This window comes from Corynebacterium provencense (genome assembly GCA_900049755.1).
Classification (GTDB): domain Bacteria; phylum Actinomycetota; class Actinomycetes; order Mycobacteriales; family Mycobacteriaceae; genus Corynebacterium; species Corynebacterium neomassiliense.
Genome location: LT160592.1, coordinates 604,240 through 630,910, shown reverse-complemented (window position 1 = coordinate 630,910; position 26,671 = coordinate 604,240). Strand labels below are relative to the sequence as shown.

The 26,671-nt window shown below is 67.5% G+C and carries 24 protein-coding genes; 14 read left to right on the top strand and 10 right to left on the bottom strand.

All coding sequences use genetic code 11. The annotated features are described in order from the left end of the window. Nucleotides 1–14 precede the first annotated feature (14 nt). The 6 genes from BN3906_RS02795 (at nt 15) to BN3906_RS02770 (ending at nt 8,388) form a co-directional block, all read left to right on the top strand. Nucleotides 15–1,352 carry an adenosine deaminase gene (locus BN3906_RS02795; RefSeq protein WP_066583794.1) on the top strand — a complete coding sequence of 446 codons (1,338 nt, stop codon included), beginning with the start codon at nt 15–17 and terminating at the stop codon, nt 1,350–1,352. Nucleotides 1,353–1,521: 169 nt separating this feature from the next. Beyond that, the gene (locus tag BN3906_RS02790; RefSeq protein ID WP_066583791.1) at nt 1,522–3,273 is read left to right on the top strand and encodes an ABC transporter ATP-binding protein; all 1,752 of its coding nucleotides are present in this window, start codon (nt 1,522–1,524) and stop codon (nt 3,271–3,273) included. Then, a complete protein-coding gene (locus BN3906_RS02785) occupies nt 3,270–5,024 on the top strand; it encodes an ABC transporter ATP-binding protein (RefSeq protein WP_066583789.1) in 1,755 nt (584 codons plus the stop codon). The genes BN3906_RS02790 and BN3906_RS02785 overlap by 4 nt, the downstream gene beginning before the upstream one ends. An 18-nt stretch (nt 5,025–5,042) precedes the next feature. After that, complete coding sequence (locus BN3906_RS02780; RefSeq protein WP_066583785.1) at nt 5,043–5,681, top strand: TetR/AcrR family transcriptional regulator; 639 nt, start codon at nt 5,043–5,045, stop codon at nt 5,679–5,681. Nucleotides 5,682–5,865: 184 nt separating this feature from the next. After that, entirely contained in the window at nt 5,866–6,930 is a 1,065-nt protein-coding gene (locus BN3906_RS02775; RefSeq protein ID WP_078057207.1) for an ABC transporter substrate-binding protein, read from the top strand. Nucleotides 6,931–7,005: 75 nt separating this feature from the next. Then, the gene (locus BN3906_RS02770) at nt 7,006–8,388 is read left to right on the top strand and encodes an aminotransferase class I/II-fold pyridoxal phosphate-dependent enzyme (RefSeq protein ID WP_261796811.1); all 1,383 of its coding nucleotides are present in this window, start codon (nt 7,006–7,008) and stop codon (nt 8,386–8,388) included. 168 nt (nt 8,389–8,556) lie between these two features. On the opposite strand, the gene BN3906_RS02765 is transcribed toward BN3906_RS02770, so the two are convergent. Beyond that, complete coding sequence (locus tag BN3906_RS02765; protein WP_066583782.1) at nt 8,557–9,234, bottom strand: LiaF domain-containing protein; 678 nt, start codon at nt 9,232–9,234, stop codon at nt 8,557–8,559. A gap of 191 nt (nt 9,235–9,425) precedes the next feature. On the opposite strand from BN3906_RS02765, the gene BN3906_RS02760 reads away from it, so the two are divergent. From BN3906_RS02760 to BN3906_RS02730, 7 genes are all read left to right on the top strand, one after another. Next, entirely contained in the window at nt 9,426–10,442 is a 1,017-nt protein-coding gene (locus BN3906_RS02760; protein ID WP_078057059.1) for a sugar ABC transporter substrate-binding protein, read from the top strand. Further along, on the top strand, nt 10,439–11,512 hold the full coding sequence (locus BN3906_RS02755) for an ABC transporter permease (protein ID WP_066583777.1): 1,074 nt from the start codon (nt 10,439–10,441) through the stop codon (nt 11,510–11,512). The genes BN3906_RS02760 and BN3906_RS02755 overlap by 4 nt, the downstream gene beginning before the upstream one ends. Continuing rightward, nucleotides 11,509–12,309 carry an ATP-binding cassette domain-containing protein gene (locus tag BN3906_RS02750; RefSeq protein ID WP_066583769.1) on the top strand — a complete coding sequence of 267 codons (801 nt, stop codon included), beginning with the start codon at nt 11,509–11,511 and terminating at the stop codon, nt 12,307–12,309. Before BN3906_RS02755 ends, BN3906_RS02750 begins: the two co-directional genes overlap by 4 nt. 87 nt (nt 12,310–12,396) lie before the next feature. Then, entirely contained in the window at nt 12,397–13,095 is a 699-nt protein-coding gene (locus BN3906_RS02745; RefSeq protein WP_066583767.1) for a hypothetical protein, read from the top strand. A 13-nt stretch (nt 13,096–13,108) separates the two neighbouring features. Continuing rightward, complete coding sequence (locus BN3906_RS02740) at nt 13,109–14,692, top strand: serine/threonine-protein kinase (protein ID WP_066583765.1); 1,584 nt, start codon at nt 13,109–13,111, stop codon at nt 14,690–14,692. Between the two features lie 145 nt (nt 14,693–14,837). Beyond that, on the top strand, nt 14,838–15,797 hold the full coding sequence (locus BN3906_RS02735; protein ID WP_066583762.1) for a hypothetical protein: 960 nt from the start codon (nt 14,838–14,840) through the stop codon (nt 15,795–15,797). A 9-nt stretch (nt 15,798–15,806) separates the two neighbouring features. Beyond that, the gene (locus BN3906_RS02730) at nt 15,807–16,694 is read left to right on the top strand and encodes a hypothetical protein (protein ID WP_066583760.1); all 888 of its coding nucleotides are present in this window, start codon (nt 15,807–15,809) and stop codon (nt 16,692–16,694) included. Between the two features lie 94 nt (nt 16,695–16,788). Here the strand turns inward: BN3906_RS02730 and BN3906_RS02725 are convergent, their stop codons facing one another. The 5 genes from BN3906_RS02725 to BN3906_RS02710 form a co-directional block, all read right to left on the bottom strand. Further along, nucleotides 16,789–18,603 (bottom strand): FUSC family protein, encoded by a 1,815-nt coding sequence (locus tag BN3906_RS02725; RefSeq protein WP_261796810.1) that lies wholly within the window; start codon nt 18,601–18,603, stop codon nt 16,789–16,791. A gap of 89 nt (nt 18,604–18,692) precedes the next feature. Further along, on the bottom strand, nt 18,693–19,967 hold the full coding sequence (locus BN3906_RS02720; protein WP_066583759.1) for a SatS C-terminal domain-containing protein: 1,275 nt from the start codon (nt 19,965–19,967) through the stop codon (nt 18,693–18,695). Nucleotides 19,968–19,978: 11 nt separating this feature from the next. Beyond that, nucleotides 19,979–20,167, bottom strand: coding sequence for a hypothetical protein (locus tag BN3906_RS14335; protein WP_110481095.1), 189 nt, complete (start codon nt 20,165–20,167; stop codon nt 19,979–19,981). Next, a complete protein-coding gene (locus BN3906_RS02715; protein WP_078057057.1) occupies nt 20,164–21,165 on the bottom strand; it encodes a C40 family peptidase in 1,002 nt (333 codons plus the stop codon). The genes BN3906_RS14335 and BN3906_RS02715 overlap by 4 nt, the downstream gene beginning before the upstream one ends. Continuing rightward, nucleotides 21,162–21,464 carry a hypothetical protein gene (locus BN3906_RS02710; protein ID WP_066583758.1) on the bottom strand — a complete coding sequence of 101 codons (303 nt, stop codon included), beginning with the start codon at nt 21,462–21,464 and terminating at the stop codon, nt 21,162–21,164. Before BN3906_RS02710 ends, BN3906_RS02715 begins: the two co-directional genes overlap by 4 nt. 62 nt (nt 21,465–21,526) lie before the next feature. Between BN3906_RS02710 and upp the strand changes: the two genes are divergently transcribed. Beyond that, a complete protein-coding gene (gene upp, locus BN3906_RS02705) occupies nt 21,527–22,174 on the top strand; it encodes a uracil phosphoribosyltransferase (RefSeq protein WP_066583755.1) in 648 nt (215 codons plus the stop codon). A 79-nt stretch (nt 22,175–22,253) separates the two neighbouring features. Here the strand turns inward: upp and BN3906_RS02700 are convergent, their stop codons facing one another. From BN3906_RS02700 to BN3906_RS02690, 4 genes are all read right to left on the bottom strand, one after another. Beyond that, a complete protein-coding gene (locus BN3906_RS02700; RefSeq protein ID WP_066583753.1) occupies nt 22,254–23,906 on the bottom strand; it encodes a hypothetical protein in 1,653 nt (550 codons plus the stop codon). A 45-nt stretch (nt 23,907–23,951) separates the two neighbouring features. Further along, nucleotides 23,952–24,110 carry a hypothetical protein gene (locus BN3906_RS14330; protein WP_147592701.1) on the bottom strand — a complete coding sequence of 53 codons (159 nt, stop codon included), beginning with the start codon at nt 24,108–24,110 and terminating at the stop codon, nt 23,952–23,954. Nucleotides 24,111–24,313: 203 nt separating this feature from the next. Further along, complete coding sequence (locus BN3906_RS02695; protein ID WP_078057056.1) at nt 24,314–25,780, bottom strand: phospho-sugar mutase; 1,467 nt, start codon at nt 25,778–25,780, stop codon at nt 24,314–24,316. Further along, the gene (locus BN3906_RS02690; RefSeq protein WP_066583750.1) at nt 25,777–26,637 is read right to left on the bottom strand and encodes a purine-nucleoside phosphorylase; all 861 of its coding nucleotides are present in this window, start codon (nt 26,635–26,637) and stop codon (nt 25,777–25,779) included. The genes BN3906_RS02695 and BN3906_RS02690 overlap by 4 nt, the downstream gene beginning before the upstream one ends. Nucleotides 26,638–26,671 lie beyond the last annotated feature (34 nt).

Here is a 26,671-nt window from a genome sequence, read left to right as displayed (position 1 = left end):
TATCGTGGGGGACCATGACTGAACCCTCGTACTCCTCTGTCGATCCCGAGATCGTCCGCACCCTGCCGAAGGTCGTGCTCCACGATCATCTGGACGGTGGGCTGCGTCCCCGGACCATTGTCGAGCTTGCCGCCGAGACAGGCTACGACGGTCTGCCGACCACTGACCCCGGTGAACTGGAGAAGTGGTTCTTCGATGCCGCGAACTCCGGGGACCTGCCGACCTACCTGACCACTTTCGACCACACCACCGCTGTGATGCAGACGAGGGACGCCCTGGTCAGGGTGACCCGGGAGGCTGTCGAGGATCTCGCCGCCGACGGTGTGTGCTACGCCGAGCTGCGCTATGCCCCCGAACAACATCTCGCAGGTGGCCTGACCCTGCAGGAGGTCGTCGAGGCGACGGTCCAGGGTGCCAAGGAGGGGGAGAGGGCTGCCGCGGAGGCGGGTCACCGGATCCACGCGAGACTGCTGCTGTGCGCGATGCGTCACGCCGACCGTGCCCTGGAGATCGCCCAGCTGCTCGTCGACAACTACGGCGAACACAGCCCGGGGGAGGGTTACGTCGTGGGGTTCGACATCGCCGGCGCGGAGGACGGTTTCCCCCCGTCGAACCATGTGGCGGCTTTCGACCTGCTGCGCAGCAGTCTCATCCCGGTCACCGTGCACGCGGGCGAGGCTGCGGGTGTGGAGTCTGTCGCGGACGGGCTCCGGCAGGGTGCCGTGCGCATCGGTCACGGAGTCCGAATCTACGAGGACATTGAGGCGGAGATGTCCGGCCTGGAGCTCGGTAAGGTCGCCAGGTTCGTCCGTGACAGGAGAATCCCACTCGAGATCTGCCCGACCTCCAACACCCAGACCGGGGTCTGCGACTCTGTGGAGGACCACCCGTTCAACCTGCTCTATGAGCTGGGTTTCACCTGCACTGTCAACACCGACAACCGGTTGGTCTCCGGGTGCACGATGAGTGGTGAGATGGTCAAGCTCGCCGAGGCCTTCGACCTGGAGTACTGGCAGCTGCTGGAACTGACGACGAATGCCCTGGAGAACGCGTTCTGTGACCAGCCCTTGCGTGAGTCTCTGGAGAGGGAGGTCATCTACCCCGGTTACGCCGAGTTGGGTGACGCGATGGATCTCGCCGTCGACGAGGGGTCGGCCGCGGCCGCGGCCTCGGGGATCGATGCCCTGCACGGGGAGCATGTGCACTCTCACGGGGTGGGGGCAGAGGAGGTCGAGCTGTCGATGGAGAACCTCAGGGCGGAGCTTGAGCAGCTGGGGCTCAGTTTCGATGACGGTGACGGGGATGCTGACGGGGATGCCGGCAGTGACGGCGGGGCGGACGCCGGACGGTAGCAGGTCTCAGGGGCCGGACGTCGACGGTCGTGGTGCCGTAGCGACGTCCCGGAACCGCAGAGGGCACGGCGGAGGGGTGGACAGGGGTCTCGGGTATTGCGGGGAGGCCACCGACGATCTATTGTGACTGGGATTCTCGGTTAGGTACCGCAACCCTTTGAGGAGGACCATGTCCGGTCACACAGAAGACCCGGCTCCGGAGCCGGCGGCGCCGACGGTGGAGGACAACCGGCAGGAACAGAAGGCGGGGGCGGCCGCGCTCAAGGAGCTGCTGCGACCCGTCTCCGGAAGGCTGTTGGCAGGGCGTCTGCTCTCCGTGGTCTCCGCGGTCCTGGCCGTGTTCCCCTACGTTGCACTGGTGAAGATCGGGGCCCTGCTCATCGAGGCCGGCGGGGAAGGTGACCGTGTGGACGAGGACGCCGTGAACCGCTGGCTTCTCATCCTCGTCGGGACTTTCACCGGCCGGCTCGTCGCCTACTTCCTGGCCCTGGGTATCACCCATTTCGCGGATATCGCGCTCGGCCACCACATCAGGCTCCGTATGGTCAGGCGGTTCTCGAAGGTCCCGCTCAGCTGGTTCACCTCCACGAACTCCGGCAGGGTCAGGAAAGGCCTCCAGGATGACATCGGTACCGTCCACTACCTGATCGCACATCAGCCGGTGGACGGCACCAGTGCGATCGTCATGCCTCTCGCGCTGATGGTGTACGCCTTCGTGGTGGACTGGCGGCTGGGGCTTCTGTCGGTCGCGGTGATTCCCCTGTACATGGGCGCAATGTCGGTGACCATGAAGGGGATGGGGGAGAAGACCGTCGAGATGGACCGGAAGCTCGGTGACGTCTCGGCACGGATGGTCGAGTTCGTCACCGGGATCTCCGTGGTCAAGGCGTTCGGCAGGGTCGGTCGTGCCCACAGTGCCTACCAGCGGTCGGCGGACGAGTTCTACGACTTCTACTGGCGCTGGTGTCAACCGCTGATCCGGGTGTCTGCACTGGGCCAGTCTTTCCTGGCGATTCCCCTGATCCTTCTCGTCAACCTCGGGGGAGGTATGCTGCTCGTCCACGGAGGGCAGGTCGGGGCAGCAGATGTCCTGGCCACAACGCTGATAGCGCTGCTCGTCCCCTATTCCCTGGAAACCATGATGAGTGCGACCTGGTCACGCCAGATCGCCGGTGCGGCGGCACTGCGCCTGCTCGGGCTGCTGGAGACCCCTGTCCTGGAGGATGCGGAGGAGGGTGAGAGGAGAGTCCCCGCATCGGGAGATGTTGTCTTCGACCATGTCACCTACACCTATCCCGGTTCCCGGGAACCTGCCGTCGATGACGTGAGCTTCACTCTTCCGGAAGGGAAGGTCACCGCTCTGGTCGGTGCGTCCGGTTCGGGTAAGTCAACCATCGCCACTCTCCTGGCCCGGTTCGACGACCCGGACTCCGGAACCGTGAGCATCGGGGGAGTCCCTGTTCGGAACATCGCCGACCTTTACTCCAGGGTGGGCTTCGTGCTCCAGGACCCGCAGCTGGTGTCCGTGAGTATCCGGGACAACATCGCACTCGGCAGGCCGGACGCCACCGACGAGCAGGTCCGGGCGGCAGCCCGCGCGGCCCATGTCCTCGACGAGATCGAGGCGCTTCCCGACGGTTTCGACACGATCTACGGATCGGACACGGGCCTGTCGGGCGGCCAGGCCCAGCGCATCGCCATCGCCCGGGCCCTGCTGGTGGACGCTCCGGTCCTCATCCTCGACGAAGCTACCGCGCTGACCGACCCTGAGTCCCAGTACGAGATCCAGCAGGCACTGTCGGCGCTCGCCGAAGGGCGGACCGTCCTGGTCATCGCCCACCGTCCTGAAGCTGTCGCCGGGGTGGACCGCATCATCCGCGTCGCCGACGGACGCATCACAGACACCGAGGTGAACGCATGAAACTCCCGTTGACTGACATTGTCCCCCGGATGAGCCGGATGGTGTCCGAACCGAAGGCCATGATTCCCGCTCTGGGCGTCAGCGCCGTGGCAGGGCTGATCGAGGGTCTGGCACTGGCTGCAGTACTTCCCGCCATCTCGTCGCTCGCCGCGGACGAAGCATGGTGGGGGCTGTCCACGGGCGGTTGGCTGATCGTCTTCGCCGTCCTGTCCCTGTGCAGCGTGGGATGCAACTTCCTGATGAACAAGCTGAACTACGCGGTCGCCCTGGACTTCCTGCGTAGTATCCACCGGTTGGTCGGGGACAGGGTGTCCAGGCAGCCGCTGGGATGGTTCGCACGCCCGTTGGCGGGACGGTTGTCCCGGATGGTCTCGGCGGAGCTGATGACCACCGGTGAGATCTTCGCGCACATGATCGGGCCCCTGGTACAGAAACTCGCCACCGCGGTGGTCGTCATCGTCGCAGCCTGGTTCTGGAATCCGCTGCTCGGACTCGTCCTCACCCTCTCCGTTCCCGTGTTCATCCTCATCACCTTGTGCTCGACCGCGCTGGCCAGGCACGGGGACAGGATGCACGAACCGGACGAGGAGACTCTCGCGAACCGTATCGTGGAGTACGCCCAGTGCCAGGGGGCGCTTCGTTCCTGTGGACGCAGCGAGAACTTCGTCCCGCTCACGGAGGCCATGGACAACGCTCTCAGATCGAAGAAACGCTCGATGTGGAGCGAGATCCTGGGCATGATGCTCTCCGGAGCCGTGACCCAGGGAGTGATCGTCGCGCTGATCGCGGTCACAGGCTCGCTCGCAGTCTCCGGTGCCCTGGACCCTGTTCCCGCGCTCGCGTTCATCGGCCTGGCACTGCAGTTCACCTCCACGCTCAGTTCCATCACCCAGAGTGCCATGGGGCTGGAGACCAGGCGGCCCCTCCTCGACAGCATTGACGAGGTTCTCACCGCCGAACCTCTGCCTGAGCCTGAACAGGCGGCCGAGCTGGACGATCCGGGCTCGATTGAGCTGCGCGACGTCACTTTCGGCTACGGGGACACCCCGGTGCTCCGCGATATCTCGTTCACCGTGCCCTCGGGAACCATGGTCGCTCTGGTCGGTCCTTCAGGGTCAGGCAAGACTACGGTGGAGAAACTGATTTCACGGTTCTACGACACCGACGCCGGCGAGGTCCTTGTCGGTGGTGTCCCCGTCACCCGGCAGACCACCACCCAGCTCATGTCACAACTGTCCATGGTCTTCCAGGACGTCTATCTCTTCGACGACACCCTGGAGGCCAATATTGCCGTGGGACGTCCGGACGCCCCGGCCGCGGAGATCCGCCACGCTGCCGACCTGGCCGGGGTGACGGACATTGCAGAAAGGCTTCCCGACGGCTGGTCCACCAGAGTGGGTGAGGGTGGCAGGGCACTGTCCGGCGGTGAGAGGCAGCGCGTCGCCATTGCCCGGGCACTGCTGAAGAAGGCACCGACAGTTCTGCTCGACGAGGCCACCTCGGCCCTCGACGTGGAGAACGAGGCACACATCGTCGCCTCGGTCGAGCAGCTGCGCAGGGAGGCGACCGTACTTGTCGTCGCCCACCGGCTGGACACCATCTCCCGCGCGGACAAGATCGTCCTTCTCTCCGCGGACGGGACCATCGAGGCGGAGGGGACCCACGAGGAGCTCCTCGCCTCCGGGGGGACCTACACCAGGTTCTGGAGTCGGCTGCACGATGCCCGGGGATGGCGACTGGTCGAACGGTAGCCACGATAGGGTGTGCCCATGGGAACCGGCAGAACAGCAGGAAAGAAGACGGGACCGAAACCCTCATTCACCAGGGATGATGTCATTGATGCGGCGCTGGACGCCGGGATAGCTGATTTCACCCTTGCCGAGGTGGCGACGAAGATCGGAGTGGTCACCTCCGCCGTCTACCGCCGTTTCGACTCCCGTGACGACCTCCTCGACGCCTGCCTGTCCCGTGTGGCTTCCGCGGTCGCACTTCCCCGGCCAGGGATGAGTTGGCAGGAGATCTGCCGACTGTGGGCGGATGAATGCTGGCGGATCTGCGGAGTGTTTCCGGGGCTGGTGCAGGTCGTCTACTCGTATCCGGCGGCCTTCACCAGGATCGGCAGTGTCGCCGCAGCCTACGCTGACGCTCTCGCAGCCCACGGAAGGACGGTCGGGCAGGCCGGTTTCGCCCTCGACTTCATCGGGGACACGGTGTTCTCCTGCCGCCTCGGAGTGGAGGCGATGCGGTCCGTCGACGAGTCAGGGGAGTCGGGGCTCGAACGCGCGAAAGAGCGGACCGACGCCTCCCATCCGATCCAGCCGGAGGACTCCTGGGCCGACCGCGGTTTCGTCGACCTGAAGGTGGACTTCATCATCGACGGCCTGGAACGGAACTGGCCTGCGCTGTGACGCGGCGTCCCGGTCCGGCAGGCTCAGTGGTGAGGTTAACTGTCACACCTGTTCTCAATCGGGGACGGCAACGGTAACCTAATCAAGAACAGTGTTCGCTGTTCTGCTCTCACGGGAATATCCGTGGAGGAAGTGGTCCACCTCCTCCACGGACTTCACCGTCCACAACGTCGAAGGAGCCCACATGTCCGTTCCGTCAGCACCGTCAGCACCGTCAGTATCAGGTACCCGGCATTTCATACGGACTGCCGCCGGAGTCACCCTGTCCCTCGGACTTGTCGCCGGCATTGCCGCCTGCGGCTCCGACAGCGGCTCCGACAGCGGCTCCGACACTGACCGGGCCGAGACGGCGACCAGCACCGGGAGTGCGGCTGGCACCACCGTCAAGCTCCACAGCGCCTTCGGGGACGCCGACTACCCCGTCGCCCCTGAGCGCGTCGTCGTCACAGCGAGTGCCCTGGACAATGTCCTGGCACTCGGGATCACCCCCACCGCTGTGGTCATGACCCAACAGGACGAGAACGCGCCGTGGAGGGCAGGAAAGCTCGACGGGGTCGACAAGATCATGGTCGCCACCTACGGCGACATCGACGTCGAGAAAATCGCTGCGGCGGACCCCGACGTCATCATCGGAGACATCTACTGGATCGACTCCCAGGACGAGTACGACCGTCTCTCAGACATCGCCCCGACCCTGAACGGTCCCTCGCAGGACCCGACGCAGGCCACCTGGAAGGAGCGTCTCACCCAGCTCGGTGAACTGTACAACCGCAGTGACGACGCCCAGAAGATCATCGACGGGGACGCCGACCTCTTCGCCTGGGCACGCGAAGAGCTCTCCGGTCTGCAGGGGAAGACCGGGTGGATCGGAAGAGACCAGGGGGAGGGGAAGATCGGGACCTCTCCCGACCCGACCGAGGCGTCCAACTCCTTCCTGGGAGACCTCGGTATGACCCTGCCGTCCACCATCCTCGGAAAGGAGCCCAACGCGGCCAGCGGTGCCTACGTCGTCAGTCCGGAACAGTATGACGAGTTCGCCGCCGACTTCTCGGTGATCTACGCCCCCGAAGGAATCGCCGCACTGGAGAAGAACCCGACCTTCGCTGACCTGCCCCAGGTGAAGAACGGGACGATGATCGAGGGAGACTACGCGATGGTGCTCGGACTGGCACAGCCGAGCTCACTGCTGCGGGCCTGGGCACTCGACGAACTGCGCCCCACACTCGAGAAGGTGGCAGGCGAGAATTGATCGGTGAGAAGTGACCGGTGGGCGGTGACCGGCGAGCAGTGACTGAGGGGCCGGGGGCTGTGGCATAGTGGAACTGTGTCAGCGTCCCCCTCCCGGTCCACCCCGCAGTCAGCTCTGGGACCTGTACCGGAAACGGGGGAACGTGCGGCGACGGGTGCCGGGGATCTGCCGTTGCCGATCAGCGGCTCCACCGCCGCGGGAATCGTCGAGAGTATCCGCGATCTCGTTGACCGGGGCGTCCTCACCGGTGGGGACAGGCTGCCCCCGGTCCGGGGTCTGGCGGACACCCTGGGGGTGAACCGCAACACCGTCCAGTCCGCGTACCGTCAACTGGTCACCGCGGGCGTGGCAGTGAGCAGGCGGGGTGCGGGAACGACCGTCGCCGGCGTGCCCGGGACGGTTACCGAGGGGGCGGCCAGAGGTCCGGGCATCGGCTCACCGGGAACACTGGTGGACATCGGCCACGGCAATCCGGACGCCACTTTCCTCCCGGACCCCGCCACCGTGAGGTTGAGCCCCGCTCCGCCACCGTTGTACGGCACCTCCGCCACCCACCCTGAACTGGGTCGGGTCGCACTGCGCCTGCTCGGTCCCGATCTCGCCGACAGGGCGGAGGACGCCGTCATCAGTGTCACCGCCGGCGCCGTCGACGCCATTGAACGTCTGCTCGCCACGGTCACCGTCACCGGAGACGCCGTGGCACTGGAGGACCCCTGCTTCCTCAGCTCCGGGACGACGACCAGACTGGCGGGGTACCGTGTCTTTCCCGTCCCCGTCGACGGTGAGGGCATGCAGGTGCAGCCGTTGCGTGACGCACTCGCAGCGGGCGCCAGGGCGGTGGTGTGTACTCCGCGGGCGCACAATCCGACCGGTGTCAGCCTCACTCCCGGGCGTGCGTCTGCGCTGCGCGAGGTGCTGAAGGAGCATCCGGGCGTCCTGGTGGTCGAGGACGACCAGTTCGCGGGACTGTCCCGCTCGCGCTATGAGACCGTCATCCCGGCCGGGCACCCCCGCTGGGCTCTGGTGAGGTCCATGTCGAAGTCGCTCGGTCCGGACCTGAGGACAGCCCTCGTAGCATCGGATCCGGAGACCGCTGAGCGGTTGTCCCGACGGATCAACGGGGGGACCACCTGGGTCAGTCATCTTCTGCAGCGGACGGTTGCCGCCATGCTCTCTGACGGTGCCGTCCGAAGTCAGCTCTCCCGGGCGTCAGCGCACTATGCGTCGCGTAACCGGGTGTTCCTCGGGAAGTCGGCGGAGGCGGGGCTCAGTTCGCCCAGCGTGGACGGGCTGAACATCTGGGTGGACCTTGGAGTGCCTTCCACGGCGGCGACGCGGGAGCTCAGATCCGCGGGCTGGATAGTCCGCGACGGCGCCCTGTTCCGGGCGCGGCCGGCCGTGGGGCAGGGGTGGCCGGTGCCGGCGGTGGCGGGGCGGAGGAGACCTGTGTGCGGCTGACCGTGCATGAGCTGGATGACGCCGAGATGGACCGCCTGGTCGCCGATCTGGCTGTCGTCGCGGGCAGGTGTCTGTGACGTCCACAGGCACCGCGTCACGCTGATCTGTACCGCGTTGATCTGTACCGCGTTGATCTGCGCCGCAACGTTCCTCCGTGGTGCACAGGAGTCACAGTCCGGTGAGCCGTTGCAGGAATCCGGGTCTCGCGCCGGGATCTGCGACCCGGACCTCGAGGTCGCCGAACACTGACCTGCCTGTGACTGTCACTGTGGGTGCTCCGGGCATGTTGCGGGTGTTCTGGTCCAGTTTCACGTCGCCCAGGATCAGGGTCATGCGGTTCTCCACGGCGACTCCCGGCGGCACGGTGATGCGGATGTCCCCGAACACGGAGTTGACCTCGATGACGGTGCCGGGGGTCGTCAAGGTGGCTTCCCGGAGGTCGAGGTCGAGGTCGCCGAACACCAGCCGGTATCCCTGGTGCCCGGTGAGCTGCATGTCTCCCCTGCGGTGCAGGTCACCGAACCAGAGTGACTGCACGGGTGCCGGCGCGCCGGGGGACACCTGTCCGGTGTGCACGTTCCCCGGTCCCGTGGCGGTGGCGGCCTTCTCCGCGAGCCTGTCCAGGCCGGTGCCGTCGGTCGGGGAGGTTCTCCCGGAGATCATCTCCTCGAGTCGTCCGAACTGTGCAGGATCTGTGATCCCCCACACGGCGTCGCTGAGTTCGGAGAACTCCCCGAGGTCGATCCTGCCCTGCCCGACGGCGAGTGTGAGCCTGTCGTTGAGCGCGCTGCGCCGGGAGTCGTCGATCCGTTCCGGCAACGGGTCGACGGGTTCGTGCTGTTCCATGCGCCCGAGGATACCGGGGGACTGCCGGGCAGGTCGTGGGCCGCACCGCCGGGCGCACACCGTTCCGGACAGTTCCGGTGGCTGACCATGCTCCGGTGCAGGTGGGAAGCACTGTACCGATCAACTGTATCGGTAAACATGCAGGTCAGTCGGTTTGACTTGCTGCGCGCGGGAGCCTTGACTGACGATCTGTGACTCACGTGAAGACTTTCAGGACCGCCGCCGTCGCCACGGCGGCACTGCTTGCAGCGACGCTCACCGCCTGCTCGTCCACCGGCGGGGCACCACGCGGCGACGGCAGCGGGTCCGGTGGTGGAACCGTGGACACCCCCCGCTACGTCGTGAGCATGGTCAGCCACGGTGCCCCCGGGGACACCTTCTGGGACCTGGTGCGCAAAGGGGCGGAGGACGCCGCGCAGAAAGACAACATCGAACTGCGCTACAGTGCCGATCCGCAGGCACCCAACCAGGCACAGCTGGTCCAGACCGCCATCGACTCCCAGGTGGACGGGATCGCAGTGACCATGCCGAACCCGTCGGCGGTCGGCCCGGTGGCAGAGAAGGCGGTCGACGCCGGCATTCCTGTCGTCGGTCTCAACGCCGGAATGGAGCAGTACACGAAGTACGGGCTCACCGGCTTCTTCGGCCAGGAGGAGTCGGTCGCGGGAGAGAAGGCAGGGGAACGGCTCAGGACAGAGAAGGCGAAGAAGGTCCTGTGCGTCATCCATGAGCAGGGCAACCAGTCCCAGGAGGACAGGTGCGCCGGTGTGAAGAAGGGACTCGGCTCCGCGGGGGAGACGGAGACGCTCTACGTCAACGGTCAGGAACTCACCTCCGTGCAGTCCACCATCAGGGCGAAGCTGGCACAGGACCCTTCGGTGGACTGGATCATGAACCTCGTCGCCCCGGTCTCGCTCGTGGCCGCCCAGGCAGCCACCGAGGCCGGTCGTACACCGGGAGAGGACATCAGGATCGCCACCTTCGACACGGACGCCGAACTGGTCAAGGCCATCCGGGACGGCAGGGTCGACTTCGCGATCGACCAGCAGCCCTACCTTCAGGGATACATGGCCGTCGACGCACTCTGGCTGGCGAAGCGCAACGGCACCACGGTCGGCGGCGGTCGTCCGGTGTACACGGGACCGAGTTTCGTCGACGCCACCAACGTCGACGTCATCGCCGACGCGGCGCAGGAGGGCCTGCGATGAGCCCGACAGACCGTGTGGACCGCACCGGGGACGCCACGGAAAAGCTGTCCACCGGCAGCGGTGTCCCGCGGACCCGCAACGGGGTGACCGCGGTCCTCCGCCGGCCCGAACTGGCGAGCATCGTCGGCGCGGTGGGCGTCTTCGTCCTGTTCATGGTCGTGGCGCCCAGCTTCCGGTCGCTCGACTCCTTCGCGACGGTCCTGTACACCGCGTCAACGCTCGGCATCGTCGCTCTCGCCGTCGGCCTGCTCATGATCGCCGACGAGTTCGACCTGTCCACGGGTGTCGCCGTGACCACGACCGCACTTGCAGCGTCGATGATGAGCTACAACTGGCACCTCCAGACCTGGGTGGGTTCACTTCTGGCGCTGGCGGTGGCCCTGGCGGTCGGATTCTTCAACGGGTGGATGGTCACCAAGACCGGGGTACCGAGCTTCCTGATCACCCTGGCCACGTTCCTCATGCTCCAGGGGCTGAACCTTGCGGTGACCAAGATGATCACCAACGCGGTCGCCACCCCCACTATCTCCGACATGCAGGGATTTGAAATCTGCCGGAGGATCTTCGCCGGTTCCTTCTCCGTCTTCGGGGTCAGTGTGAAGATCACCGTGCTGTGGTGGGTGCTGTTCGTCCTGGTCGCCCACGTCGTCCTGTTCCGCACGAAGTTCGGCAACTGGGTGTTCGCCGTAGGGGGGAATCCGTCGGCCGCAAGGGCAGTCGGGGTGCCTGTCGACCGGGTGAAGATCATCCTGTTCATGGTGGTCGCGGCGTCCTGCTGGTTCGTCGGGCAGCACAACCTGTACAACTTCGACTCCATCCAGGCAGGTCAGGGAGTCGGCAACGAGTTCTTCTACATCATCGCCGCAGTTGTCGGAGGAGTGGCGATGACGGGAGGCAAGGGCACCGCCGTGGGCACCGCTGTCGGCGCCCTGATCTACGGGATGACCACACAGGGCATCGTCTACGCAGGGTGGAACCCGGACTGGCTGAAGTTCTTCGTCGGTGCGGTCCTGCTCCTCGCCGTCCTGTCCAACAACTCCTTCTCGAAGTTCACGGAGGCACGCAAATGACGTCAGTGACCCCAGTGACGCCGGTACCGCCGGTGTCAGGGCACATCATCGAACTCCGGGGTATCGGGAAAACCTACGGTGCCTTCCGGGCGTTGACGGACATCAGTCTCACCGTGGACGCCGGAACAGTGACATGCGTCCTCGGTGACAACGGGGCGGGAAAGTCGACGCTCATCAAGATCCTCGCCGGGCTCCACCGTCCGAGCGAGGGAGAGATGCTGGTCGACGACACCCCGGTCACCTTCGGTTCGCCCCGCGACGCCCTGGACCACGGTATCGCCACCGTCTACCAGGACCTCGCTGTGGTGGGGGAGATGCCCGTGTGGAGGAACTTCTTCCTCGGCCAGGAACTCACCGGGCGCTTCGGGATGCTGCGCGAGGCGGAGATGAGGGAGATCACCGCGGAAAGACTGCACCGCATGGGTGTGGACCTTCCCGACGTCGCGGTCCCGGTCTCCTCCCTGTCCGGGGGGCAGCGTCAGGTCGTCGCCATTGCCCGTGCCGTGTACTTCGGCGCCCGGGTGATCATTCTCGACGAACCTACCGCGGCTCTGGGTGTGAAGCAGTCGGGCATGGTGCTCAGGTTCATCGCCGCTGCCCGTGATGAGGGCGTCGGCGTCATCTTCATCACCCACAACCCCCACCACGCGTACATGGTGGGGGACCGGTTTGTCCTGCTGAACCTCGGACACCGAAAGATGGACGCCACCCGCGACGAGGTGACGCTCGACGAGCTGACCCTGGAGATGGCCGGGGGCGGCGAACTGTCCACCCTGGCCCATGAACTGGAGAGATGAGTCGCAGGTTCCGACCGGTCAGCTAAGATGACCCTGTCAGAGGCAGCAGTACAGATAAGAATCACCTGATCAGGGAGAGGTGCGACGGTGCGACGTGGGATTCTTCCGGGCCAGCTGGTCGTCGACGACCTGGTCGGGCAGTGTGTCGTCCTCAACCCCGGCCAGCAGCTGACGACCGGAAGGGCGGCGGAGTTCGCTGTCGGGGACGACGACGAGTTCATGCACCGGAAGTTCCTCCAGTTCTGGTCGGACGGTCCCACGTGGACGGTCACCAACCACGGGTCACGGATCAGTGCGACAGTCCACCCCCGGGGACACAACTCCTTCGCACAGCTGCTGGTCGGCCCCGGTGCCAGCCACCCGCTTCCGCCGGGACTGTCCTCCGTCGTCTTCGCGACGTCGTTGTGCACCTACGAACTGCACCTCACGGTGGCGCGGACACTGCAGCCGCCCGACCCTGCCCCGGTGGCGTCCGACGACCTCACCGTGGGCCGGTTCACGCCCAACACCGAGCAGAGGCTGCTGCTGCGGGCACTGGCACAGCCGCTGGTGGACAGTCCGGGTGCCGGTATGGACAGGGTGCCCGCTGTCCGCGACCTCGAGAGGATTCTCGGCTGGTCCCAGAAGAAGGTCAACACGAAGATCGACTACCTGTGCCGCACACTGGAGGCCAACGGGGTCCCCGGGTTTACTGCACGTACCGGAAATGCACCGGCCCGTAGATTCGCTCTCGCCCGGTACGCGCAGGAGAACTACTGGTCGTTGAAGAGCCGTGGAACGTTCTAGGACAGGGGGACGGATGGACACCGGTACCGACCCCGGCACCAGTGCCGGCACCGACACCTCGCCGGCACCCGGCGACCGGGCCTGGACAGGTTTCCTGGGTTACCTGCGCGAACGTCACGGACTGGACAGGCTGACCGAGATCGGGCGCGGCGGAATGGGCCGGGTGTACCGGGCCTGGGACGGCGACCTGGACAGGTGGGTGGCGGTGAAGGTGCTCGCCAGTTTCGCCGCCACCCCTTCCTCTCTCAACCGTTTCCGTCAGGAGAGCCGGATTCTCGGGCAGCTGAGGCATCCGGCGGTCGTCGGTGTCCACTCGGCGACCACGTCGCCGGACGGCGTGGCCTACTTCATCATGGACCATGTGCCGGGGGAGGACCTGGGCACCCGCATCGCACGGCGTCGTCAGGCGCAGAGGCCCTTCACAGTGGCTGAGGTGGTGGACCTGCTCACCCCGGTGGCGGACGCCCTGGACACGATCCACCGGATGCAGCCGCAGGTGATCCACCGGGACGTGAAGCCGGCGAACATTCTTGTCCCGGACCAGCCGTCACTGTGGCCGGCCGGAGTGCTCACCGACTTCGGTATCAGCCTGACCCAGGACGCCACCCGTGTGACCTCGGAGGGCATTCTCGTCGGTACCGACTCCTATCTTGCCCCGGAGCTGTTCCGTGAGGTCACCGGCGAGGGCCCGGTGGCGGGGGCGTCGGTCGACCTGTACGCGCTCTCCCTCATTGTCTTCGAGATGCTGTCCCTGCGGTCCATGCGTGAGCTGACGGGGAAGGACGCCTGGTACTACGCCCGTCGTTACCCCGGACTGCCCTCCACTGCCCTGGCTGTCCGGGACCGGCCCCGGGCGGCTGCGGTCGGAGCGGTCCTGGAGAGAGCTCTCGCGGACCGTCCTGACGACCGGTATCCGACTGCCACTGCCATGCTCGGCGCCTTGTCCGCCTCCGTCGGGGCGGTGGCCGGTGCCGGTGGAAGCAGCGGTGCCGCCCCGGTTCCCTCAGATCGTCCGGAGACAGTTCGTCCGGAGACGCTGCCGCATCCGGTGGGGAGGCGGGTCGGCGTTCCGGTGCAGGGTCCCTCCCGGGATGTGGAGCCGGGTCGGCTCAGGAGGGGCCACAGGCGGGGGAGGACGGCGGCGGTGCTTCTTGTCGTGGCGGTCCTGGTTCCGGCCGTCGCCTACCCGGTCAGTGGCCTGGTCCGGTATCCGGCCTGGTCAGGTAGCACACAGGGGGTCGCCTCGGCGTTCCCCGGGATCATCCCGGACCGGCAGAACCGGAAAGGATGGTCGGGTCTGTCCTGCGCGGAGGCCTCGCCGGGGCCCGGTGAATTCGGACGGATCCTGTGCTCGGGACCGTCGCGCAACCTTGTGGTCGCCGATTTCGGCAGTGCAGGAGACCGGGAGAAGTACGGTTCGGCGGCGGATCTGACGACGTTGCTGTCGGGAGACTGTGCAATCCGGACCGGGGCTGTGGACCAGGGCAGCGGTGCCGCGCGGGTGGTGCTGCCCCAGCAGGAGGGGAAGGACCGTTACTCACTTCTGCTGGCTTCGGCCACGGCAGAGTCCGACATCCGGAACATTCCGGTGTGCTGACAGTTCGCTGACACCCCTGTCGGGCACGGTGCCGGGTGTATTAGAGTTCACTGAGGGTAACTACCGGTGGGAACCGGACACTACCTCTGAGCACCGGAGAAACCCGGCGACAACCGGAGACGACGAAAGAAGTGAGCGGACACAGATGCCCAACTACAACCTGTACACCGAGCTGGCGTTGGACAAGGACATGCCACCGGCGGAGATCGGCCAGTTGCTGGACAGCAGGATAAACACTCTGCTGGGGCAGGGTTACCAGCAGAATTCCCCGGAGGTCGACCAGCTGGCCACTGCCCGGGCGATCCTCTCCGACCCAGTGAAGCGGGACACCTACGAGGCGGCTCTCGCAGGGCCGGACGGGGTGGTCGACGTCAGGTGGCTGCACGGTCTCGCTGACAGCGCACCCTCTGTACCCTCCGGTTCCTCCTCACATCCTGCCCCTGCTTCCCCGTCATCCCCCACGTTCCCGGAGTCTCTGTCCTCCCGGAACCCGGTCTCCGGGGCATCGGGCCAGGAGAGCTTCCCGACCTCGTCGGCATCTTCGTCTTTCTCCGAAGTGTCCTCTGATTCTGCTTCCTCGTCCGCCTCTGCGGCCTCCCCGTACGGTTCCTCCTCTGCCGGTGCAGCGGATGCGAGCCAGTCTTACGGGGCGACGCCGTTCAGTCAGCCCGCGCAGGGCAGTTCCAGTTCCACCGATTTCAGCAGCCGCTTCGCCGCCGGCAGTTACGGGGGAGCTTCCGGGCCGCAGCCTGCCGCCGCACCCGTGTCGCAGACGAAGCAGTTCGGGTCTGCGGAGATCTCTGTGGAGGGGCGGTCCCGCAGCCAGTCGAAGGTGTATCTCGCCTGCCTCGCAGTCATCGCTCTCGGCATGCTCTACCCGCTGGTGATTCTGTTCACCGCGGGTGAGGATGACGTGGACGCCGTCTACAGCATCCTCAAGGCTCTTCTCTTCACCGTCGCCCACGCGGTGGCGTGGCTGGCTGTCGCGGAGGCTATCTGGAGTGCCCGCCGTATCCTGGCCCCTTCCGGGGCGGCCGGTTCTCAGGCCCGGCCGGTGGCGGGTGCTCCGGCGCAGTTCGGTACGACAACAGCTGCAGGGGAGTAGGGCTGCTGTATGCCGGATGAGAATCAGCCGGGGACCAGCCCCGGGCGGTGGTCGCGTCAGGCTTTCGGGGAGGACGCCGCCGGGTACGGGAATACCCCGGTAGCGGACGGGTTCGGCTCCGCGCCGGTAGCGGACGGGTTCGGCCCCGCGCCCTCGGGTGTGCCGTCACAGTCAGCGTTTCCCGTCCGTGCTTCTCTTCTCATCGGTGCTGCCGCGGTGGTGCTGGCGGCGGTGTCTGCGTTCGGCTATTTCACCCGGTGGATCCGGGTCTCTCTCGACCTGTCACAGGGCCGGTACGGGCCGCAGATAGAGGCCGTGATCAACGGTTTCGGCCAACTGACTCTGAGGGAGAACTTGACCGGGTCCAGTGAGACCGACCTTGAGACCAGGTACCTGGTCTTCGCTCTCGTACCTCTGACCCTGGTGGTCCTGGGAATCGTCGTCACTCTGTCACGACGGCTGCCGGTTGCCGGGGCTGTCCTGCTGTGCCTCGGTGGTGTCGGGGAGATCGCCAGCGCCGTGGTCGGCCTCCTGACCGACGACAGAGAAGCTGTCACAGGCTCAGCAGAGGGACTGTCCGACTACGAAAGGGATCTGGTCGACGAGTTGGTCCGGGCGCTCAGCACGTCGAAAGGTCCGGGCCAGTACATCGTCATCGCAGCGGGTCTCCTGCTTGTCGCGCTCGGAGTACTCCTGGTTTTCACGACCGTGACCGGGCGCCGGAGTGTTCCCGCCGTTCCGGCCGCCACTCCAGTCCCAGCTCCGGGTGTCCGGCAGCCGGGTCCACCGCAGATCCCGGGCCCGTCCGGACAGTTCACCTGGCCGGATTCCGCACCCGGTCCGCGTAACCCCGGTGGACAGGACGGACAGTCCGGGGGCCCGTCGCCGGCCCCCTGAGCGGCCCTCACCGACTGACTGTGTACGGGTCGGGTACCTGCCCCGGGGCCGGGACATCCGGTTGCCCCGTGCCCGGCGACCCTGTCGTCCGAGGTCACGGTGTCGACTGCTGCACGGACCCCTGTCCTCTGCCCGGGCTGTCCGTGTCCGTGGCGTCCCCGCCCATGTCCCGTACCTTTTCGGCGAGCCGGGTGACCTCGGTCGGGGACACGCTCCTGTCACCGGCGGTGGTGCAGAAGTCCAGCAGCTGGTATCCGACCCGTTGGACAGCCAGATGCCGGTACCAGTTTCCCTCGGCGAACGCGGGGGAGTCCAGTGCCACGGTCTGGGCCGAGTGTCGTTCACTGAGCAACTCGTACTGGAGGTCCCGCCGCTGCGGCAGGGCGTCCTTCACCGTAGGCGCGGTGAGAAGCTGACCGAGCAGGGCACCCATCGCGCCGGTGCACCGGTCGACCAGGCGTCCCTCGTGCCGGATCGCCGCGGACCGCGGGTAGAGCCACAGGGCGGCAAGAGAGAACACGGTCGCCAGCCCGATCTCCGACCACCTGGCCGCCACCACCTCGCCCAGCGGAAGGTCGACGGTACCGCCCATCAGCAGGGCCAGTGACGTGGAAGCCGTGACAGTCAGCGCATAGTTCCTCACCACGAAAACCTCGGCGAAGAACTGGCAGACCGCCAGCGCGACCAGCAGGGACCAGTCCTGGACCTGCAGCAGGTGCAGCAGCGCGAACACTCCGACCCCCGCCACGGAACCGATGACCCTGTGAAGCCCCCGGATGGTCCCCGACCGACGTTCCGGATTCCACTGCAGTACCAGGAGCGCGGAGAGCACCGCCCAGTCAGGCCTGTCGAAGCCGCACGCCGTGCCGGCTACCCCCGCCAGCAGACACGCCACCGTCACCTTGACAGACGCCATGGTCGCCCCGGAGTACCGGTGGAGGGAACGGTAGATCCTGTACCTGACCGAAGGCCGGGCCAAGGGGACGGTGTGACGGGACAGGTCGATGTAGTTCGGCATGTCAGAGAGGTCGTCGGAGGTCGTGCTGTCACGTTCGACCGCGGGATTGCAGCGGGCCAGGGTGATGTGGGCCGCCAGTGTCCTGCGGACCAGCTCATCTCCGGGTGCGGTGCCGGTGCCGTCGGTGTGGCGCGCACCGGTGACCTCCCCGCCCCGGGCATGACCGGCGTCGAAGAGCATGTCCCATGTCGAGACGAGCAGTGACTCCACCCGGTGGCTCTGGGCGACGGTGTGCGCGGCGTCAGCAGCGTACACGGCCACGGCGTTCTCCAGCCGTTCCACCGCGGCAGTCTCCGGACGGTGGAACCCCCACAGTGCCGGCACCATTCCGATGACTGTGGCGGTAGCTGCACCGACGAGGGCCCAGGCGCCGACCTCGACGGGGTTCATCCCCTGTCTGGCGACCATCGTCGCACCGCCGGAGACCATGACGAGGAAGAACCCTCCGGGCGGAGGGAGCCGCAACGCATTCTGCATGAACACGACCACCGCTGACAGGGCAGTGGCGAAGACCGCGATGAACAGCAGCCACCAGCGTGAGCCACCGGCGTCGATCTGGGGCCAGACCAACGACCCGACGGATGCCCCCGCCATCTGGCCGAGGGACAGCAGGACGCCGGCAGTCACCATGATGCGCAGTCTGGAACGGTAGGGGTGGCCCTCGCCGTAGATCACGGCGAAACTCCCGCCGGTGATCAGCAGCATCTGTGTCTCGTAGCCGGCCAGGAGCGCCACCCCGGCGGGCAGCACCACCGCCAGGGCCGCGCGCAGTGCACCGGGCCAGGTGGGGCCCGGACTGTGCACGGCCGTGAGCATCGCCCACCACCCCGGAACGGGGGGCGGGGTCTCTCCCGGTTCGCAGGGACGGGACGGCGGGGTAGGGCTGGTCACCTGTCAACTATAGGACCGGCCGGACCACCTCTTCCTGCCGGGACGCAGGACCGTGGACTCCGTCCGCAGCTGCGGGGCCGGCGCGGGGATCAGAACTTAGTGAACCGTTCCGTGAGCTTCTTCTCCAGCTCGCTCCAGCCCTCGACCTCTTCGTCGAACGGGGCGGTGGGGGTGCCGGAGGACGGGGATCCGAGCATGTAGGCGATGTAGTCCTGCAGTCTCGGATAAGCCAGAAGCACCTTGTTCACGGCGTCGTCCCCTGCCCAGTCGGCGGCGTCGGCCAGCAGTTCATAGGCACGTCCGAGCTGGTCGGTGTCCACGGCACGGGTGCCTTCGGCGATGTCCTCACGCAACCCGGTGAAACCGTAGTCGTTCGTGGGGTGGACGGTTGTCTCGAGTTCGCCGGCGTTGGCGAGTGACACCAGATCACCCCAGGTCTCCATCGCCGCGAGATCATGGTCCCTGGCATCGATGATCCACCGCACCAGTGACCGGCCGGAGGGGAAGGTGTTGATCATCCCGTCCTTGCCGAGGAAGACCGGCTCGCGGTCACCCACGTAACACCGCAGGGTGTACACAGTGGTGCCGTCGACGGTGATCCGGACGGGATCGATCCCGGCCTCCGACCATGGGGTGCTGTCGTACGGGTCCTCGTCCACTGTCTTCTTCGCGGAAGCGGACTCCTCCTCGACCTGTCGTCTGTCCTCCTCGGCGGCGGTGGCGGCCGCGGCGTCGGCGTCCTTCCTGGCCTTCTCCGCCGCGTCGATGTCCTCCTGTGCGGTGGAGACAGCGGTGTCGTCGACCTCAGGGGTGACGAACTGTTCGTCGACGAGGTCGAGCAGTTCCTTCCAGTTCGACAGGACCGTCCAGCCGACGTTCGACCATTCTCCGAGCCCGTTTTCACCGGCGTAGTGGTCGGCACCACGGGCGGTGTTGCCGAGGATCGAGTATGACCTGAACCAGGTGGTGATCCGGTCGATTCCGCAGACCTCCCCGATGGAACGCAGGACGTCGAACGCTGAGCTCACTGCCTTGACATTGTCGAATGAGGGCCGGCCGGCCAGACGGTCGGGAACTTCGATCAGGCTGATCTTCCCGCTCGCGCGCGGGGTGACCTTCGCCGCAGGATTATCGGTGAAGGAACGCCACCGCGGGTGGTCGCTGAGGTCGTGGTCGCCTGCTGAGGAGTGGGACCGGATCCACGCCAGCAGTGCTGCGGGGGAGGAGAAACCGAAGATACCCGTGTCGTCCCCGAGGAATGCCTGCCACTGCTCGCCCCGGGCGGTCCACCCCGGTGCCCAGAGCGTGTAGTAGGTGCCGGTGGTGGACTCGATTTCGAGGGGTACGATGCCGCGGTCTGTCATGGAGGGTCATTCTACCGGTGCCCCGGGCGGGTTGTCCCCGACCGTGCCCCTGAAGCAGGTGTGAAGAGGCTGCGGTCCAGCACGGGGGGAACTGTGGGAGGAGGGGAACCGAGGAAGAGCCTGGCGTGGTAGTCCGGGACCGGCGGTACGGAGATGATCCTGGCCAGGCCGGCCCGGCGGCCGCTCATGCCGCCTGTCATGCTGTCGGACGGTAGAAGCCGTGGAAGGCCATACCGGAGTTCGTGGTTCGCACCGGCGAGAGCTGGACCGGGTCCCCCGCCTCGATCATCATCCCGTCGCCGGTGACCATGGCCACATGTCCGTCCCACACGGCGAGGTCTCCGGGGGCGATCTGGTCTGCGGGCACCGGTGATCCCACCGCCTGGGCTGAGGCGGTGCGGGGGATGTCCACCCCGGCCCGGGCGTAGGCCCACTGTGTCAGGCCGCTGCAGTCCATCCCCACTCCGGGGGTGGTACCGCCCCAGGCATAGGGGGTTCCCAGGGCGGACCTGGCGGCCTCGACTGCCGCGGCAGCTTCCGGCGAGGGGGCGCCCGGGCCCCCGTCAGCGTCCCCGTCCACTCCGGGGTCCGGTTCCCCGGTCGCGGTGGTACCGGTGTGTCCCGGGGAGGGCACGGGATCGCCCTCCGGTGCTGCCCCTGACACCGGTGTGGAGGGTACCTCACCGGTGGACGGGGACCGGGGAGGTTGCGGGGTCGCGGCATCCACCACTGCGACCCTGTCGGCGAGGGCGTCGAGCTCCGACTCGAGAACGGCCATCCGACGGGCGGCGCGTTCGAGGTGGTGCCAGGCGGTCTCCGTCGCACATATGCCGGTCAACGGTCCGGGGGGACCGGATCCGAGGAGAACGGTCAACTGTCGGACGCAGTCAGAGGCGATACCGGTGACGTCCCCTGCCGCCCGGGTGACCGATTCGACGGCTCCGTCCCCGAGTGCCTCGAGGTCACCGGACAATCCGAGCAGGTCCCGTGCCCTGCCTGCGGCATCCGAGAGTGAGGCGACGACTGCACCACCGGCATCACCGGACAGCGCGGATTCCACGTCGGCGGGAACGGCGGCCAGAAGACCGGGGAGGCCGGTGTCCGCGAGCAGGGGGGCGAGAGGACTCTCGCCCGTGGTGACAGGGGCCGGGACGAGCCCTGCGACGGGGGAGACGAGTGCGGTGATGTCAGGGATCATGCGGCGTCACCGGGGGACCGGTCGAAACGGCGGGCTGCGGCGTCCTCGTGAGAGGTGAGGGACCGGTTGAGGCCGGTGAGCGCGGCACCTGCGTCCGAGTAGTACCTGGACAGTCCGAGGGCGCAGCTGTGCTGCCGTTGTCTTGCTGTGGTGAAGGCGGTCAGGAAGCGGGCGGCCCCGGGTACAGGGAAGTGCGCGGGGGTGCCGCCTCCGGGGGCGGCGGTCAGGCGCCCGGCGGCCTCGTCGACGAGGGCGGATGTGCGTGCGAGCGAAGTCAGGTCAGCTGCTATTCCTGTCATGTCTGAGTAGGACTCCGGGAGTGGTGCAGTGGTTCCCGTCCCCGCCCAGTAGTTTGGAACCCATGGAGATTGTCGAGGTAAACCATCCGCTCGTAGCATCACGGCTGACGATCATGCGGGACGCACGAACCGACAACGCCGCCTTCCGCGCGGCTCTGGCGGACCTGGGGATGATGCTCATCTACGAGGCGTCCCGTAACCTGCCGGTCGAGCAGTTCGATGTCCGGACGCCGGTCGACGTCGCGACCGGGCACCGGCTGTCGGACCCGCCGATCATCGTCCCGATCATCCGGGCAGGGCTGGGTATGGTCGACCCGGCGTTGGCGATGATTCCCGATGCCCAGGTCGGATTCATCGGCATGGCGCGCGACGAGAAGACCCACCAGCCTGTCCCGTACCTGGAGGCACTGCCGGAGGACCTCACAGGGCGCACCGTGTTCCTCGTCGATCCGATGCTCGCCACCGGCGGTTCACTGCTGCACGCCCTGCGGCTGCTCGCCGACCGTGGTGCAGCCGACATCACCGTGGTGTGCATGGTGTCCGCGGTGCCCGGGGTGGAGGCGGTACGCGATTCAGGCCTGCCTGTCGGGCGGCTCTACACCGCGACTGTCGACCCCGAACTCAACGCTGACGCCTACATCGTCCCCGGGCTCGGTGACGCCGGAGACCGGCTCTACGGACCCCGGAACATCGACCTCGACGGCCTGTGAACCGGCCTGTGAACCGCAGGTCAGTGTCCGCGTCCCTGCGGACCCGGGAAGGGGAAGGTCCGGGGCGTCCTGCTGCAGGTCACCGCGGCGACTCCTCCGGACCGCAGGTTGCCGTCATCGGCTCCAGGGCCGCGGTCACGGAGAACTGTCCCGTCAGGGTGTAGGTTCCGGGTTCGGTGAAGCGGGCTGTCGTCCAGTTGCCGTCGTCGGTGGGGGCCAGGCAGGCGGTACGCGTTCCGGCACTGTCACCGGTGGTGGCGGTGAGGTACCGGTTCGGCCGGATTCTGAGCAGATGGTCGGTGCCCACGGCGTCCCGGGGGACGTCCACCACCATCGTCGCCGCCCCGGACTCCTCCAGTGTCAACGGCGCGGGGACGATCACGGACGGCTGCGCGACCTTGTACAGGGTCCAGTCCCGGTTGGCCCAGACCTCGTGGAGGTACGGCAGTCCCGAACGGATGAGTTCGGCCTCCCCGGACTGCTGCCGTATCGGGGAGGACGAGACAGCGACCCAGGCCACGGCATTGTCCGTCAGCCAGTCACGGTAGGAGCTTCCGGTCAGCGCCCCAGGCTCATGGAAGACCGGGTTGTAGCGCATGTCGGACTGGTTCTCCCAGCCCCTGGCGAGGGGTACGGACCGGGTTAGCAGGTTACTGCCGGCGTGGGTGTCCGTGTCCACCAGTTCCACACGGTGGTTGGTGACCGCACCTTCGGCCACCAGGGTGTCGAGCTGTTCGGTCAACGGCGTGTAGAGGGCAGCTGAGTCACCGCCGTCGGCAACCGTGACCTGGTCGTACAGTGAGACGAACAGGGCGTACACCAGGGCCGGGGACAGCAGCAGGGCGAGAACCCGCGGCGACTTCAGGGACCAGTACATCACGATGCAGGGCAGGACGAGGTAGAAGAACCTGCTGATGTTGGACCCCACACCGGTGGGGATCACGAAAAGCACCACGGCTGCGGCCAGCGCCAGGGGGGCGATCCAGCGGACCGGGGGCGGTGGCGCCTCCCCGTCTGTCCGGTCGGGGCCACCGGTGAGTGCGACTGCGGCACCCGCACCGATGACCAGTGACCACACGAGGGTGGTCCACGGGAAAGGCTGTTGCCCGGGGGCTCCGAACAGGAGAGCCGGGACCGCCACGCCTGCGGCAGCTCCGGCCAGGGCGGACCAGGTCATGCGGTTCCGGTGGTCCGGGAAGAAGAGGAACGGCAGGATGACCATGCCGGCGAAGGCGGGTGCCAGCGGGCTGGCCAGGCCGGAGACAGTGAGCAGTACGGCTCCGGGGACCGGCCGCCGGTAGTGGAAGGCGAGCGCGGCGGCCGTCGCCAGCGTGGCGCCGACAGCGAAGGTCACCCGCCCGGAGAGCATGTTGAACACCGCGGCGAGGGAGACCGACCAGGTCATCAGGGCGGGATGCGTCGCACTCCGGGACAGCGGGAGGGCGAGGGCCGCGACGGCGAGGGTGCACAGGCACAGCAGTGTCAGGGAACCGGTGACCGAGGTCAGCGCGGGGACGATGAGGGAGTAACTTCCGGGGGCGACACCGCCGAACCAGTCGAACCAGTAGGTGACGCCGACGCCGGACCGGTTGGCCGATTCGCGTGCGAGGGACGCCTGGAGGTCTCTCATGGGAGGGTCGAGGACGCCGAGGGCGACCGTGGCGGCAAGTGTGAGGGCCAACGGGGCCCAGGTCACTGCGGGGCGTCCCTGGGCGGCGGGGACTCTCGGCATCGGACTCCTAGTCGGGGACAGGGGGACAGGGGATCTGAGGCGTCCTCAGCGGGCGGTCAGCCTGCGGACTGTCGCGGTGAGCCCGGCGAGGGCCTCGTCGACGACCTCGGCGTCCACCCGCCGGTCGGCGCCACCGTCAGGCACCGGCCCGGCGACCTGCAGGTAGAACTTGGCCTTGGGCTCGGTACCGGAGGGACGGACCACCACACGGTAGTCCAGGGTGGCGGTACCGGCTGCGTTGTCCCCCGGTGCTGTGCCACCTGCCGGTGCTGACCAGCGGACACGGAAACCCGCCTGTGTTCCGGCCCCGGGGTCCAGTGGCTCGACCGTGGCAGGACGCCCCGCGCTGAGCTCGGCAGGGGGAGATGCCGCCCACCCGGCGACGAGGGCCCGTCTCTTCTACACATCTAGGTGTGGATAAGAGACAGGGGTACTGCCGGCGTGGGTGTCCCCTTCCCCCAGTTCCACCAGGCGGTTGGGGGACGCACCCTCCGCCACCCAGGTGCCCTGCTGGTCGACCAGCTGCTGGCCTGTTTCTTAATCACAATTAGGTGTGTAAAAGGGAAAGGGGCAGGGGGAGATGCCGCCCACCCGGCGACGAGGGCGGCGGCGGCTGAGCGGCCTGACAGCCGCACGGAGACCTGGGAGGTGCGCACCACACCGAAGGTCTCGTCGAGGTCGGCAAGTTCATCGCGCAACGTCCGGCCCCGGGCCTTCAGTTCTGCGGCCCACACCGCGGTGACCAGTGCGGTGGCCACCCCGTCCTTGTCCGCGACAGTGCCCGGGGCAGGGCAGGTGCCGATGGCCTCCTCACAGGCGAAGACCAGGTCTCCCGGTGCGTCCCCGGCAGCGCGGGCCAGGTACTTGAAACCGGTGAGGGTCTCGCGGAAATCCCAGCCGGAGGCGTCGGCGATCCTGCGCAGCAGTCCCGAGGAGACCACCGTCGTGGCGACCACGGGTCGCGGGGTCGCGTCGTCCCGGTGCACGGGAACCAGGTGCCGGGCCAGCAGGGGACCGGTCTCGTCACCGCGCAGCATCCGGTAGCCGCGGGGTGCCTCAGGGTCGGGGATGCCCACCATGCACCTGTCGGCGTCCGGATCCAGGGCGATCAGGAGGTCCGGCCGCTCCTGCGGCGCGGCGGCGGCTGCGGTCTCAAGGAGCATGTCACAGCTGCCGGGCTCCTCCGGATTGGGGAAGGAGACCGTGGGAAACTCCGGGTCGGGCCACCGCTGGGCGGGGACTGCGGCAGGAGAGCGGAAACCCGACATCCGGAAGACGTCGTCGAGGACGGTGCCTCCGACCCCGTGGAGCGGGGTGAACAGAACCCGGAGGTTGCGGCGCGCGGTGAGAACTGCCCCGTCACCGGAACCCACCAGGCCGGCGATCGCGGTGAGGTACCCGTCGACCGCGTGGACGTCGAGATGCACGTCCGGGGAGCGGGGGATCTCCGGTGCGGGAGGGGTCTGGGCCACAGCCTCCTCGATCTCCCGGTCCGACGGGCTGACCAGCTGGGAACCGCCGGCCAGGTAGAGCTTGTAGCCGTTGTCCCCACGGGGGTTGTGACTGGCCGTGATCTGCACCCCGGCATCCAGCCCACGGTCGCGGACGAGCCATGCCAGGACAGGGGTGGGGGTCGGCAGGGGCAGGAGGGTCACCTCGCACCCGGCCCCGGCGAAGGTCTCCGCCGTGGCCCGGGCCATCGCATTGGAGCCGTACCGGGAGTCGAAACCGACGGCCACCCGTGGGGTGGTGACGCCCTGCCCGTGCAGCCACCGGGCGACACCGGCCGTGGTGCGCGTGACGGTGGAGACGTTCATGTGGTCCTCGCCCCGGCCGACCGGGGCCCGCAGACCTGCGGTACCGAAGGTGATCACCGTGCACCCACCACCACGTCGCCGGCGACGAGCCGGCCGAGCAGTCCACCCATCGTGGTCGCGGCCTCAGCCCCTGCGGCGAGGACCTCGCGGTGGTCGAGCGGCTGTCCGGTGATTCCCGCGGCCAGGTTGGTGACCAGGGAGATCCCCAGCACCTCCATACCCGCGGCCCTGGCCGCAATTGTCTCGTGGACGGTCGACATACCCACCAGACCCGCGCCGAGGACGCCGAGCATCCTGATCTCCGCGGGAGTCTCGTACTGGGGGCCGGGCATCATCGCGTACACCGCCTCCCTGATCCCCGGACGCAGGCCGGCGACCAGCGCCCGCAGACGCGGGGAGTAGGCGTCCACCATGTCGACGAACTGTGCGCCCCGCAGGGGCGAGCGCATCGTCATGTTGAGGTGGTCGCTGATCAGCACCGGTTCACCGACCTGCATCCCCGGAGTCAGTCCACCCGCGGCATTGGTCAGGACCACCGTACGTACCCCGGCCGCGGCCGCGGTACGTACCGCGTGGGTCGTACGCCACAGTTCGTGCCCCTCATAGGCGTGGATCCGCCCCAGCAGGACCAGAACCCGGTTCCCCCCGATCTCCGCACTCCGCACCGTGCCCCCGTGGCCCTCGGCCGTCGGCGGAAGGAAGCCGGGCAGGTCGGACATAGGGAATTCCACGGTGCCCACGGCGTCCCCGCACAGGACGTCAGCTGCCGGACGCCACCCCGATCCGAGGACGACCGCCACGTCGTGGCGGGGTCGCCCGGTCTTCTCCGCGAGTGCGGCCGCCGCGCGGGCGGCGAGCCCGGCGGGAGAGTCGGGCGGGGTTTCCGGTGGTGTCTGCTGGTGCGGCACAGTCATGGCACCAGCATAGGACGCCCCGGGAATGGGAGGC

Coding starts and splice junctions, on each gene's coding strand:
- BN3906_RS02755 (WP_066583777.1), top strand. CDS start 10,439: ATGAGCCCGACAGACCGTGTGGACCGCACCGGGGACGCCACGGAAAAG.
- BN3906_RS02700 (WP_066583753.1), bottom strand. CDS start 23,906: ATGCCGAGAGTCCCCGCCGCCCAGGGACGCCCCGCAGTGACCTGGGCC.
- BN3906_RS02795 (WP_066583794.1), top strand. CDS start 15: ATGACTGAACCCTCGTACTCCTCTGTCGATCCCGAGATCGTCCGCACC.
- BN3906_RS02710 (WP_066583758.1), bottom strand. CDS start 21,464: ATGACAGGAATAGCAGCTGACCTGACTTCGCTCGCACGCACATCCGCC.
- BN3906_RS02780 (WP_066583785.1), top strand. CDS start 5,043: ATGGGAACCGGCAGAACAGCAGGAAAGAAGACGGGACCGAAACCCTCA.
- BN3906_RS02690 (WP_066583750.1), bottom strand. CDS start 26,637: ATGACTGTGCCGCACCAGCAGACACCACCGGAAACCCCGCCCGACTCT.
- BN3906_RS02730 (WP_066583760.1), top strand. CDS start 15,807: ATGCCGGATGAGAATCAGCCGGGGACCAGCCCCGGGCGGTGGTCGCGT.
- BN3906_RS02750 (WP_066583769.1), top strand. CDS start 11,509: ATGACGTCAGTGACCCCAGTGACGCCGGTACCGCCGGTGTCAGGGCAC.
- BN3906_RS02715 (WP_078057057.1), bottom strand. CDS start 21,165: ATGATCCCTGACATCACCGCACTCGTCTCCCCCGTCGCAGGGCTCGTC.
- BN3906_RS02720 (WP_066583759.1), bottom strand. CDS start 19,967: ATGACAGACCGCGGCATCGTACCCCTCGAAATCGAGTCCACCACCGGC.
- BN3906_RS02785 (WP_066583789.1), top strand. CDS start 3,270: ATGAAACTCCCGTTGACTGACATTGTCCCCCGGATGAGCCGGATGGTG.
- upp (WP_066583755.1), top strand. CDS start 21,527: ATGGAGATTGTCGAGGTAAACCATCCGCTCGTAGCATCACGGCTGACG.
- BN3906_RS02775 (WP_078057207.1), top strand. CDS start 5,866: ATGTCCGTTCCGTCAGCACCGTCAGCACCGTCAGTATCAGGTACCCGG.
- BN3906_RS02735 (WP_066583762.1), top strand. CDS start 14,838: ATGCCCAACTACAACCTGTACACCGAGCTGGCGTTGGACAAGGACATG.
- BN3906_RS02765 (WP_066583782.1), bottom strand. CDS start 9,234: ATGGAACAGCACGAACCCGTCGACCCGTTGCCGGAACGGATCGACGAC.
- BN3906_RS02790 (WP_066583791.1), top strand. CDS start 1,522: ATGTCCGGTCACACAGAAGACCCGGCTCCGGAGCCGGCGGCGCCGACG.
- BN3906_RS14335 (WP_110481095.1), bottom strand. CDS start 20,167: ATGACAGGCGGCATGAGCGGCCGCCGGGCCGGCCTGGCCAGGATCATC.
- BN3906_RS02740 (WP_066583765.1), top strand. CDS start 13,109: ATGGACACCGGTACCGACCCCGGCACCAGTGCCGGCACCGACACCTCG.